The sequence below is a fragment of the Bradyrhizobium sp. CCGUVB23 genome, from assembly GCF_024199885.1.
In the GTDB taxonomy this organism is placed as follows: Bacteria; Pseudomonadota; Alphaproteobacteria; order Rhizobiales; family Xanthobacteraceae; genus Bradyrhizobium.
In genome coordinates this window covers 3,476,899-3,488,411 of sequence record NZ_JANADQ010000001.1, presented here as the reverse complement: position 1 = coordinate 3,488,411, position 11,513 = coordinate 3,476,899, and the positions used below count along the sequence as shown (strand labels likewise).

At 64.1% G+C, this 11,513-nt stretch carries 9 protein-coding genes and 1 pseudogene; 5 read left to right on the top strand and 5 right to left on the bottom strand.

The annotated features are described in order from the left end of the window. Positions 1-48: 48 nt before the first annotated feature. From NLN62_RS15910 to NLN62_RS15900, 3 genes are read left to right on the top strand one after another with little or no spacing between them, the layout of a single operon-like run. Positions 49-1,029 carry a LysR family transcriptional regulator gene (locus NLN62_RS15910; protein WP_254109349.1) on the top strand — a complete coding sequence of 327 codons (981 nt, stop codon included), beginning with the start codon at positions 49-51 and terminating at the stop codon, positions 1,027-1,029. Next, the gene (locus NLN62_RS15905; protein ID WP_254109348.1) at positions 1,026-2,486 is read left to right on the top strand and encodes an NAD(P)-binding domain-containing protein; all 1,461 of its coding nucleotides are present in this window, start codon (positions 1,026-1,028) and stop codon (positions 2,484-2,486) included. The genes NLN62_RS15910 and NLN62_RS15905 overlap by 4 nt, the downstream gene beginning before the upstream one ends. Positions 2,487-2,513: 27 nt before the next feature. Beyond that, complete coding sequence (locus NLN62_RS15900; RefSeq protein WP_254109347.1) at positions 2,514-3,821, top strand: citrate-proton symporter; 1,308 nt, start codon at positions 2,514-2,516, stop codon at positions 3,819-3,821. Positions 3,822-3,853: 32 nt separating this feature from the next. Here the strand turns inward: NLN62_RS15900 and NLN62_RS15895 are convergent. Beyond that, positions 3,854-3,970 (bottom strand): annotated as a pseudogene (locus NLN62_RS15895) (Lrp/AsnC ligand binding domain-containing protein); the annotation flags it as partial. A gap of 91 nt (positions 3,971-4,061) precedes the next feature. On the opposite strand from NLN62_RS15895, the gene NLN62_RS15890 reads away from it, so the two are divergent. Next, positions 4,062-5,624, top strand: a complete 1,563-nt coding sequence (locus tag NLN62_RS15890) for a serine hydrolase (protein WP_254109346.1) — start codon at positions 4,062-4,064, stop codon at positions 5,622-5,624. A gap of 53 nt (positions 5,625-5,677) precedes the next feature. On the opposite strand, the gene NLN62_RS15885 is transcribed toward NLN62_RS15890, so the two are convergent. After that, the gene (locus NLN62_RS15885) at positions 5,678-6,142 is read right to left on the bottom strand and encodes an Lrp/AsnC family transcriptional regulator (protein ID WP_027527028.1); all 465 of its coding nucleotides are present in this window, start codon (positions 6,140-6,142) and stop codon (positions 5,678-5,680) included. Between the two features lie 164 nt (positions 6,143-6,306). On the opposite strand from NLN62_RS15885, the gene NLN62_RS15880 reads away from it, so the two are divergent. Continuing rightward, on the top strand, positions 6,307-7,323 hold the full coding sequence (locus NLN62_RS15880; RefSeq protein WP_254109345.1) for a 1-aminocyclopropane-1-carboxylate deaminase: 1,017 nt from the start codon (positions 6,307-6,309) through the stop codon (positions 7,321-7,323). Positions 7,324-7,529: 206 nt separating this feature from the next. Here the strand turns inward: NLN62_RS15880 and recQ are convergent, their stop codons facing one another. The 3 genes from recQ to NLN62_RS15865 all read right to left on the bottom strand — a co-directional run bounded on the left by recQ (position 7,530) and on the right by NLN62_RS15865 (position 11,501). Next, positions 7,530-9,395: a DNA helicase RecQ gene (recQ, locus tag NLN62_RS15875; RefSeq protein ID WP_254109344.1), complete on the bottom strand. Its 1,866-nt coding sequence runs from the start codon at positions 9,393-9,395 to the stop codon at positions 7,530-7,532. A gap of 255 nt (positions 9,396-9,650) precedes the next feature. Then, positions 9,651-10,394, bottom strand: coding sequence for a polysaccharide deacetylase family protein (locus tag NLN62_RS15870; RefSeq protein WP_254109343.1), 744 nt, complete (start codon positions 10,392-10,394; stop codon positions 9,651-9,653). Between the two features lie 111 nt (positions 10,395-10,505). Next, positions 10,506-11,501, bottom strand: coding sequence for a homoserine O-succinyltransferase (locus tag NLN62_RS15865; RefSeq protein WP_254109342.1), 996 nt, complete (start codon positions 11,499-11,501; stop codon positions 10,506-10,508). Positions 11,502-11,513 lie beyond the last annotated feature (12 nt).

Sequence of the window (11,513 nt, the reverse complement as noted above, 5' to 3'; positions counted from 1 at the left end):
CAAGAAATATCATTCATGCTGTATTCGAATAATCCAAGCGGCGCGCCCATGAACAATGAAATTATCGACATCCGGCTCTTGGAGGCCTTCGCGGCGGTGATGTCGGCCGGCAGCATCACCGGCGCGGCGCGGCTGCTCGGCCGTTCGCAGCCGGTGGTGACGCGGCAGATCCAGGACCTCGAGGCCGATGTCGGCTACCTCCTGTTCACCCGCAATGGTCCGCGCATCAGCCCGACGGCGAAGGGCGTGCTGTTTCATGCCGAGGTCGAACGGCTGTTGATGGGCCTGAAGCACATCCGCCAGCGCGCCAACGCGATCGGCGCCGGTGCGCTTCCGGTGCTGAGCCTCGCCGCGATCCCGGCGCTCGCAGCGGGCTTCATCCCGGCCGCGCTTGCCGCGCTGGAGCGCGAGCTGCTGCCGGGCCAAGTGCATGTGCAGGCGCTTTCGGCCGAGAACGTCGTGCAGTCGGTGTTGTCGCAATCGGTGGATCTCGGGCTCGCCAGCCTGCCGGTCCAGCATCCCGGCCTCGACGTGCAATGGGTCTGCGAGGTGCCGTGCGTCGCTTGCCTCGCGATTGATCATCCGCTCGCGAAGAAGAAAGTGATCCGGCTGAAAGATCTCGGCGGCGGCCGTCTTCTGACGATGGCCAATCCCTACCGGCTGCGCCGTCGGGTAGACGAAGCGTTGGACCGCGAGGCCGTGATGCCCGCAGAGGTCATCGACACCAATTCCTCGATGACCGCGATCGCGATGGCCAAGCAGTCGCTCGGCATCGCCATCGTCGAGCCGGTGCTGACGTCGAGCCTGCCGGTGGAAGGCGTCGTCACCCGGCGTCTCGATGTCTCCATTCCTTTCCTGTTTGCTGCCCTCTCGCCAACCGGGCGCGAGCTGACGCCGACGGTTGCGGCACTCAACCACGCGTTACGCGCGGCGGTGGCGCTGATGCCCGGCGCAAAGCTGCACAGCGGCGCGGCCGCAGGCCTCGAGCCCAATGAGGCAGCCGACGAACTCGAGAAAGCCAACTCATGACGACGATGACGCCAAACGCAGCCGGCCTCGCGGCGATCGAAGAGCGACTCAAGCAGGATTTGTCTTGGCTGGAACTGCCGGCCAAATCCTGGGTGCCGCGTCGTGTCGTGGATGGCGAAGCCGTCGTCGACGTCGTGATCGTCGGGGCCGGCATGGCGGGCCTCGTTGCCTCCGCCGTCTTGAAGCGGCTCGGCGTCGACAACCATTTGGTGTTCGATCGTGCGCGCGCCGGCGAAGAGGGGCCATGGGTCACCTTCGCGCGGATGCGCACGCTGCGTTCGCCGAAGGAGTTGACCGGCCCCGCGATGGGCATGCCGGCGCTGACCTTTCGCGCGTTCTATGAAGCGCAATACGGCCGCGACGCCTGGAAGGCGCTCGACCGCGCACCGCGCACGATGTGGATGGATTATCTCGTCTGGTATCGCAAGGTGCTCAACCTGCCGGTCCGCAACGAGGTGACGGTCGAGCGCATCCACGCGCGTGCCGACGAGCTGTTCGAGCTCGATGTCAGCGAGCGCGGCGCGCCGCGAAAGATCCTGGCGCGCCATGTCGTGCTGGCGACCGGGCGCGACGGCCTTGGCGGCGCTTACGTGCCGCCGCTGGCCGATGGCATCGACCGGCGCTTCTGGGCGCATTCGTCCGATGCGATCGACTTCGAAAAGCTGCGCGGCAGGCGCGTCGCCGTGATCGGCGCGGGCGCATCGGCGATGGACAATGCGGCGGTGGCGCTGGAGAGCGGCGCCGCGCGGCTCGATCTCTTCATTCGGCGCGCGGACATTCCGCGCATCAACAAATTCACGGGCATCGGCAGCCAGGGCGTCGTGCACGGCTTTGCCGGCCTCACAGACCAGTGGAAATGGCGCTTCCTCGACCACACGCTGAAAGCGCAGACGCCGCCGCCGCGGCAGAGCTTGCTGCGCGTCTCCGCCTATCCGCACGCGCATTTCCATCTCGCAAGCCCGATCGATGATCTCGTCGTCGAAGGCGATCATCTCGTCGTGACGACGCCGAAGGGTCGTTATGAGACCGACTTCATCATCTTCGGCACCGGCTTCAAGGTCGATCTCGCGTTGCGGCCCGAGCTGAAGGAGTTCGCGCCCCATATCCGCTTCTGGCGCGATCGCTTCCCGACGCCTGTCGGCATGGATAATGCCGAGCTCGAAGGCTCGCCCGATCTCGGCGACATCTTCCAGTTCCAGGAGAGGGTAACCGGCGCCTGTCCCATGCTGTCGCGGCTCTACGGCTTCAACTATCCGGCCACGCTGAGCCATGGAAAGCTCTCCGGCGATATCCCCGCGATCAGCGAAGGCGCCGACCGGCTCGCCCGCGGCATCGTCCGCCGCCTCTTCGTCGAGGATCGCGAGATCCATTTTGCCAATCTCAAGGCGTTCGCCACGCCCGAGATCCTCGGCGACGAATGGATCGACGCCGACGCCATTCATCAACCCGCCGAGTAACCCACCAACCGGACAGGCAAGCGCGAGATGCAGACGAACAGAAAAGCCATCGTGGCGGCGATCGCAGGCAACGCGATGGAGTGGTACGACTTCACGGTGTTCGCGCTGATGACGCCGGTCATCAAGAACCTGTTCTTCCCCGTCGACCCGAAGGTCCCGGGCAGCGAGATCAACGCGCTGCTGCTCACCACCGCGCTGTTCGGCACCGGCTTCTTCATGCGGCCGGTCGGCGGTCTCGTGCTCGGCTATTTCGGCGACCGCAAGGGGCGGAAGGCGGCGATGACGCTTGGCATGGGTATCATGGCGCTCTCGGTCGCACTGCTCGCGTTGACGCCGACCTATGCGACGGCCGGTATCGCCGCGCCGTTGATCGTGCTGCTGGCACGGCTGCTTCAGGGCTTCTCCGTCGGCGGCGAGTTCGGCACCTCGACGGCCTACCTGATCGAGGCGGCGCCTGCCGGCCGCACCGGCTTCTACGGCTCCTGGCAGATCGCTGGCCAGCTCATGGCGAATGTTCTGGGCGCGGTGCTCGGTGCCGTCCTCACGCTCACGTTCACGCAGGAGCAGCTCGCGGCCGGCGCCTGGCGCATCCCGTTCTTCGTCGGCCTCGTGATCGTTCCGATCCTGCTCTACATGCGCGCCAAAGTCGTCGAGCCCGAAGCGTCCCAGCGCAACATGGCGGCCGTGCACAAGGAGCGCTTCATCGCCGCGCTGAAGCACCCCGGCCGCAACTTCCTGATCGGGATGGGCATGGTGGTCGCGAGCGCGGTCTCGTTCTACGTCACTTTCGGCTATACCGTGACCTACGCCAAGGAAGTGCTGAAGCTGCCGCTGATGCAGAGCTTTCTGGTGCAGATGATCGCGGCGATCGTGATGGTCGTCGTTGTCCCCATCGCCGGCGCCTTCTCCGACCGCTATCCGCGCAAGCCGCTGCTGCTCGCATCGCTCACCGGCTATTTCGTCTCGCTCTATCCGCTCTATACCTGGGTGATTTCCGAACCGTCGATCGCAAAGCTCCTGGTCGCCCAGGTCGTGATCGGCTTCTTCAGCGCGTTCTTCCTCGGCGTCTACTGCACCACGCTGGTCGAGCTGTTCCCGATCCGCGTCCGCTCGACCGCGCTTGCGATCGTCAACAACGTCGCGGTACTGATCTTCGGCGGCTTCGCCCAGTTCTTCGTGACCTGGCTGATCACGCTGACGGGTTCCCCGCTCGCGCCGATCTTCTACGTCATGATCGGCGTCGGTCTCGGCCTGATCTCGGTGATCGCGATGCGGCCCGAGGACAGCGAGCGCGGCGTGGTCGCGGCGGAGCGCGTCGCCGAACAGGTCTCGTGACGGCGCGGGCCGCTCAAAACTCCAGCGGCGCCGACCTCCTTCATCACGAAGAAGGTGCGGGTCTGCTGCTCGCCATTGATGCGGTTGAAATCCTCCATGCCGCCGACCCGGATTTTCAGGAAATAATCGAAGTCGCCGGCGACGAGGTGGCGGAGGTCGTGCAAATCAGAAGATTGTATCATTGAGCAGATGCCGCCTGTGGTATATGCCTCTGCGCAACGATCACAGGCAGGGTAGAGCATGCAGGTGGCTGATTTCGTCGTCAGGCTTTCATCACGAAGCAAGGCCCTGCTTGGCACGCTCGTCCTCCTCACGTCAGTCTACTCCGGCACCGCAAGTGCACAGGGCACTGAGCCGATCTGGCCGACCGCTCAATGGCAGACCTCTACGCCGGAAGAGCAGGGCATGGATTCGGCTGCGTTGGCCAAACTGGTCGCGTCCGGCATCCCGCGCAGCTTCGACAGCCTGCTGGTGACGCGCCACGGCCGCATCGTGCTCGATGCCTATTACGCACCTTATACGGCTGATATGCCGCACGTGATCAACTCCTCCACCAAGGCGGTGGTCGCGACGCTGCTGGCGATGGCCTACAAGGATGGCCTGCTGGATCGTCTCGATCGTCCGATGCTGGATTTCTTTTCCGATCGCGACGTCGCCAATCTCGACGAGCGCAAGAAGGCCATTACGGTCCAGCAGTTGCTCAACATGACATCCGGCCTCGAGTGGGACGAGGGGTATGTCGGCGGCCGGGAGCAGTCGCTTCGCGACATGGGCGCGAGCTCCAATTGGGTCCAATTCATCCTCGATCGCCCGATGGCGCATGCGCCGGGCGAAGTGTTCTACTACGACAGCGGCGGTTCGCATCTGCTATCCGCGATCGTGGCAAGGATCACCGGCAAGAGCACCGCTGACTATGCGCAGGAGAAGCTGTTCGGGCCACTCGGGATCGCTCAGCCGTTCTGGCGTCGCGATCCGCAAAAGCTCCCGATCGGCGGCTTCGGCCTTGCGATGCGACCGCGGGACATGGCGAAGATCGGCTATCTCTATCTGCGCAACGGCGAGTGGGCCGGCAAGCAATTGCTACCGGCGGATTTCCTCGTTGCCGTCAATCATGCCACCGTCAACATGAATGCGCGATTTGAACCCGGGCTGCGCTACGCCAACCAGTTCTGGGCCATTCCCGACAAGCCCGTCTTCATGACCGTCGGATATCACTGCCAGGTGATCATGGTGCTGCGGGAGCAGGACATCGTCGCCGTGATGACGGCGACCAATTTCTGTCCATTCCGCAAGCTGGCCGACGAGATCTCTGCCGCCGTCAAATCCGAGTCTGCTTTGCCGGCCGATGCAGCCGCGGCAGAAGAGCTAGCAAAGCTGGTCGCGGACGTGTCCATGGAGAAGCCGACATCGGTCGGCGCCACGCCCGCAACCGCCTCTGCGATCTCGGGCAAGACCTACAAATTGTCCGACAACGCCTCGGGCATCAAAACACTGACGCTGTTCCTGGCCGATGAGAACCCGCGTTACGTCGTGGAGACGAGCGCGGGCGATCCCGCGCGGCGCCGCCTCGACGGGCCGATCGGTCTCGATGGCCTGTACCGCAAAAGTCCGCCAGGCATTCTCGGTGTTCGCGCCGCCAAGGGCACGTGGCAGAACGAGCGAACCTTTGTCATCGACCTCCAATATGTCGGAGGCGGCGACGCCTGGACATGGACGCTCACCTTCGACGGCGACAAGATCGCGCTACGCGGCAAGGCGAGGGACGGACGCGAGGAGTCGGCGGAAGGGGCGGTGGGCGGCTAGCGATCCCGGTCCGGATTGACGCGAGCAACGTGGCCTGCCACGGCGCCGGCCGCTCAAAACTCCAGCGGTGCGTTGTCGACGACCTCCTTCATCACGAAGAAGGTGCGGGTCTGGCGCGCGCCGGGCAGCGCGATGAGCTGCTCGCCATGGATGCGGTTGAAGTCCTCCATGTCGCCGACCCGGATCTTGAGGAAATAATCGAAGTCGCCGGCGACGAGGTGGCAGTCGAGCACGCATTTCAGCTTCGCTACCGCCTGCTCGAAGAGCGCAAAGCTCTCCGGCGTCGAGCGGTCGAGCACGACGCCGACCATCACCAGCGTGCCCTTGGCGACTTTGCGCGGCGCCACCATGGCGCGGACGCCCGTGATAAAACCCTCTTCGAGCAGCCGCTGGGTGCGCCGGTGGCAGGTTGCCGGGCTGATCGCCACGGTTTCCGCCAGCTCCGCGTTGCTCAGCCGGCCGTTATTCTGCAGCAATCGCAATATCTTAAGGTCGGTGCGGTCTAACCTGCCGGACATGGAAGAAAATTCCGTCAAAGTGCAAAATTTCGGAAGAGATGTTATTCAATTGCGCCAACGTCGCAATATCTCCCGCAAAATCCTCGCAATATTCGAGAGCACATTTCATCTAGGGGGTGATAGTTCCTCCCTTCAGTTCAACGGCAAATCGGGATGATTTCGCAATGAAGCTGGAAAAATTCGAACGCTACCCGCTGACCTTCGGGCCGCCCCCCATCGAGAAGCTGAACCGTCTGTCCAAGCACCTCGGCGGCAATGTCGAGATCTATGCCAAGCGTGAGGACTGTAATTCCGGTCTCGCCTATGGCGGCAACAAGCTGCGCAAGCTCGAATACATCGTTCCCGACGCGATCGCCTCGAACGCCGACACGCTGGTGTCGATCGGCGGCGTGCAGTCCAACCACACCCGCATGGTCGCCGCGGTTGCAGCCAAGATCGGCATGAAGTGCCGCCTGGTGCAGGAAGCCTGGGTGCCGCACGAGGACGCCGTGTACGACCGCGTCGGCAACATCCTGCTGTCGCGCGTGATGGGCGCCGATGTCCGTCTCGTCGAGGACGGTTTTGACATCGGCATCCGCAAGAGCTGGGAGCAGGCGCTCGAGGAAGTGAAGGCCGCGGGCGGCAAGCCTTACGCGATTCCGGCCGGCGCCTCCGTGCATAAATATGGCGGCCTCGGCTATGTCGGCTTCGCGGAAGAAGTGCGCAAGCAGGAGAAGGATCTCGGCTTCAAGTTCGACTATATCGTCGTCTGCACCGTCACCGGCTCGACCCATGCCGGCATGCTGGTCGGCTTCGCCGCGGACGGCCGTGCGCGAAAAGTGATCGGCATCGATGCATCCTTCACGCCGGCGCAGACCAAGGCACAAGTTCTTTCGATCGCGCAGAACACCGCAAAACTCGTCGAACTCGGCAAGGAGATCGTCGAAGACGACGTCGTGCTGGTCGAGGACTACGCCTATCCGACCTACGGCGTGCCGTCGGAAGAGACCAAGGAAGCCATCCGCCTCACCGCGCGTCTCGAAGGCATGATCACCGACCCCGTCTACGAGGGCAAGTCGATGCAGGGCCTGATCGACCTCACCAAGAAGGGCTATTTCGAGAAGGGCGCGAAGATTCTCTATGCGCATCTCGGCGGTGCACCCGCGCTCAACGGCTACGCCTACGCGTTCCGCAACGGCTGAGGCGCACACTGTAGCCCCATCAAGGCTATCGTCCCGGGGCGCGACCAAGTCGCGAGCCCGGGACCCATAACCACAGGATGTGGTTTGGCGAAGACTCGTGGTTACCAGCTTGCGCTAACGACATCTGCCTGTGGCTATGGATCCCGGATCTGCGCTCGCTACGCTCACTTGTCCGGGGATGACAGCTGAGTGATTGGCGCGCGATTTCATTTCGTTCGCACCAGCCGCAGCAGCTCCTCGCCGTAGTGCTCGAGCTTCTTGTCGCCGATCCCTGGCACATTGCGCAGTTCATCCAGCGTCGTCGGCCAGGCGCGCACGATGCCGTCGATCGTTGCATCATGCAGCACGACATAGGCGGGCACCCCGCGCTCACGGGCGACCTCGGAGCGCCAGGCGCGCAGGCGCGCGCGCAATTCGGGATCGACGTCGCCCTGTGGCGCATTCGATGCCGGCGCAAGATCGCCGCGACGAGATTTCGCGCGGCTGGCGCGAAGGTGGGTGCCAGGAGTTTCCTCGCGCAGCCAGACTTCCGTCTCGCCGCGCAAGACGCCGCGCGAGGACTCCGTCAGCTTCAGCGCGCCAAAAGCCTCGCTGTCGCTCTGCAAGTGCCCCATCGCCACCAATTGCCTGAGCACCGTGCGCCACTGCTTCTCGTTGAGCTCGCGGCCGATACCGAACACCGTCAGCTTGTCGTGGCCGAACTGCGTCACCTTCTCGGTCAGGCGCCCTACCAGCACGTCGATCAGGTGCATGGCGCCGAAGCGCTGTCCGGTGCGGTAGACGCAGGAGAGCAGCTTCTGCGCCAGCACCTTGCCGTCGCGCATCTGCGGCGGCGTCAGGCAGTTGTCGCAATTGCCGCAATTCTCCGCCGTAACCGTCTCGCCGAAATAGGCGAGCAGCCGCCTGCGCCGGCAATGCGCGGTCTCGGCAAGCCCCACCAGCGCCTCGAGCTTGCCGATCGACGCCCGCTTGAACTCGTCGGAGGCGCCGGACTCGTCGATCATCCGGCGCTGCTGCACGATGTCGGAGAGGCCATAAGCCATCCAGGCTGCGGACGGATTGCCGTCGCGGCCGGCGCGCCCTGTCTCCTGGTAATAGGCCTCGATGCTCTTGGGCAGGTCGAGATGCGCGACGAAGCGTACGTCGGGCTTGTCGATGCCCATGCCGAAGGCGATGGTCGCGACGATGACGATGCCGTCTTCGTTCAGGAAGCGATCCTGGTTGCGCGAGCGCACACTGCCGTCGAGGCCGGCATGATAGGGCAGCGCCGGAATGCCGGCATCGCTCAAGGCAGCCGCGACCTCCTCGACCCGGTTGCGTGACAGGCAATAGACGATGCCGGCGTCGCCGGCATGGCGCTCCCGGAGGAACTCCTTCAATTGCGCCACGGAATTGCGCTTGTCGACGATCTCGTAGCGGATGTTCGGCCGGTCGAAGCTGGAGACGAATTGGGGCGCGCCTGAGAGTTGCAGCCGTTCGACAATCTCCTTCCGCGTCAGTTCGTCGGCGGTGGCGGTGAGCGCGATCCGCGGCACGTCGGGAAAGCGCTCGGCGATGACCGAGAGCGCGACATATTCAGGACGAAAATCGTGCCCCCATTGCGAGACGCAGTGCGCCTCGTCGATCGCAAACAGCGCGACCCTGGCCTGCGCCAGCATCGACAGGCAGCGCGGCGTGACCAGCCGCTCGGGCGCGACATAGAGCAGGTCGAGATCGCCCGCGATCAGGCGTCGCTCGACTTCGGAAGCCTCCTGCGGCGTCAGCGAAGAATTCAGCGCGGCGGCGTTGACGCCGGATTCAATCAGCCCTGCGACCTGGTCGCGCATCAGCGCGATCAGCGGCGACACCACGATGCCGCAGCCCTCGCGCAAGAGCGATGGCAGCTGGTAGCAGAGTGACTTGCCGCCGCCGGTCGGCATCAGCACCAGGCAATTGCCGCCCGACGTCACGTGCCTGACGATCTCGCCTTGCGCGCCACGGAAACCGGAGAGCCCGAATACCGAATGCAGCACCGACAACGGGTCGCGGCCATCGGCCGGCGCCGGCAGCGGGGCAGTGGAGGGGACGGACATGGGCGTGTCGAACCGGGCCGTGAGAAGAGCTGAACGGCAGTCGCATGCCGGCACGGTTGTGGCAAGAGTGTTTGCGCGGAACGGACGGTGCTTACCCTCTCCCCTTGTGGGAGAGGGTGCCGAGCGAAGCTCGGCGGGTGAGGGGTTCTCTCCACAAGTGAAACTTTGGCGTTCGAATTCGCTGAAGCAACCCCTCATCCGGCGCGCTGCGCGCGCCACCTTCTCCCACAACAAGGGGAGAAGGAGGAAAGAGCGCTAAGCCCCGATTCGCCGCAGGGCTTCGGCGACCGTCACGATCGGAACATCGCGCTTTTGCGCCGCCTTCAATGCGTGGTGCAACAACGACGGCGAGCAGCCATAGGGGCTCGGCTGGTTGACGACATCGTGGCCATAGAAGATCAGCCAGCCGCCACTCGCAGCGGTCTCGTCGAAATAGCGATCGATGCCGCCGGCATCGATATCCTTATCGATCAAGGGCGTGGAACGCAGGAGCTGCAGGTCGATGACGTCGCGATTGACGCCGGGAAGGATGCCGCGTGCCGAGCGGAACTTCCTGGTGAGCTGCGGCTTGCGCCAGATCGAGGCGAGACCATACGGATAGGCGAAATTTTCGAGCCTGATCGTCGGGTCGAGCGCGTGAAAATAGTTGCGGTTCTGCTCGATCTCGTGCGCGAGCCCGGCCTGATCGAGATCTGCCGCGCGGCGATGCGAGAACGTGTGGCAAGCGATCTCATGGCCACGATGATGGAGCCTCAGGATAGCGTCGTTGGACAACCCGAGCCAGTGACCCGACCACTGCCCGATCTGGCTGCCGGCCAGATAGAACGTGGCGCGGCCGCCATGCTCTTCCAGCATGGGGGCGCCAAGGTTCGCGGCGCTGTCGGGAGCGTCATCGAAGGTGAAGCTGACCATTGGCGCATGAGCTGACAGCCGATGCGGCGAGACCGCGAAATGCCGGGCCAGCCGATTGCTTACACGTCCGTTGATCGCCGACCACACGGGGGTTGTTTCCCTGTATTTCCAAATGGGGCGGCAGCAATGAACCATCCGCCCTCGGCCTGACGCAAGCTTAACGATTCGTTATGCCTAACGGAGAACCCGCTCGGTTCCTCAGCGCAGAGACAACGGCGCGGCCGCATCCTCGGCGAGAAAATCGAGCCAGTTCCTGAAGAGCACGGCCGCGGCACTTCCTGCGGCGATATCGCTGCGCAAGTTCAGTGCAGGCAGCTCGCTCGCCATTGCGGGATGACGCTGATGCCTGGCGCGCTTTTCGAAGCGGATGAGCTTCTCCTCGGTCGCCGCGTCAAAATAGCTCATGGGCAGCGCTGGATAGGCCTCGCGCTCGCGCGCGAGGAAGCGACCGATATCGCGCAGATATTCACGCTGCAGCGACAGTGCGTCATATTCGGGATGGCCCTGGAAGAACACGAAACGGCTGGCATATTGCCGGACGAAAACGTCAACGCCGGCCTTCGCCGAGCGCGTCAGCACCTGATAGCCATGCTCGGTGAGGTCGGCCTCTGCGACCTCGTTCAGCCTTGAATGCGAGACTTTGAGAGTTGCCGGCGCGGCGCGCGTCAGCGGGTCGCTGCCGATCGTCTCGCAGTCGAAAATGCCATGGCATTTGGCGGCAAGCGGCCGCCGCGTGATCCGGTCGAGATGCCGCACCGCTGCATGCGCGGCAAGGCAGGACCAGATCGTCGAGCGCGTATTGGTCCTCGCCCAATCGATGATGTCGGTGAGATCGCGCCAGTAGGGCTCCTGGTCGAGATCGGGCGCGACCGGCTCGGCGCCCGTCACGATCAAGCCGTCGAACCTTTGCCGCTTCAGATCGGAGAGATCGGAATATTCGCTCTCGACATGCCAGCGCGCCTCCGGTGAGCGCTTGACCGAGGGCAGCGAGAAACACTGGAAGCGGATGCGGCGTCCGCGGCCGGCGGCTTGCAACAGCTTCATGAACTGTCGCTCGGTCGCCTTCAGTGCCGGATCCGGCATGTTGTTGATCAGCCCGATCGTGATCTCGCGACCATCGCCCCGTGCGTCGTCCAGCGCCGGCACCAGGGCCGGGCTCAAGATACCTTGATCCTTGTCGATCAAGATGGTCATCGGCGCTGCCGT

What these genes read in the sequence shown, in the direction of transcription:
- NLN62_RS15880 (WP_254109345.1), top strand. Translation starts at nt 6,307, where the DNA reads ATGAAGCTGGAAAAATTCGAACGCTACCCGCTGACCTTCGGGCCGCCC.
- NLN62_RS15900 (WP_254109347.1), top strand. Translation starts at nt 2,514, where the DNA reads ATGCAGACGAACAGAAAAGCCATCGTGGCGGCGATCGCAGGCAACGCG.
- NLN62_RS15885 (WP_027527028.1), bottom strand. Translation starts at nt 6,142, where the DNA reads ATGTCCGGCAGGTTAGACCGCACCGACCTTAAGATATTGCGATTGCTG.
- recQ (WP_254109344.1), bottom strand. Translation starts at nt 9,395, where the DNA reads ATGTCCGTCCCCTCCACTGCCCCGCTGCCGGCGCCGGCCGATGGCCGC.
- NLN62_RS15910 (WP_254109349.1), top strand. Translation starts at nt 49, where the DNA reads ATGAACAATGAAATTATCGACATCCGGCTCTTGGAGGCCTTCGCGGCG.
- NLN62_RS15890 (WP_254109346.1), top strand. Translation starts at nt 4,062, where the DNA reads ATGCAGGTGGCTGATTTCGTCGTCAGGCTTTCATCACGAAGCAAGGCC.
- NLN62_RS15865 (WP_254109342.1), bottom strand. Translation starts at nt 11,501, where the DNA reads ATGACCATCTTGATCGACAAGGATCAAGGTATCTTGAGCCCGGCCCTG.
- NLN62_RS15905 (WP_254109348.1), top strand. Translation starts at nt 1,026, where the DNA reads ATGACGACGATGACGCCAAACGCAGCCGGCCTCGCGGCGATCGAAGAG.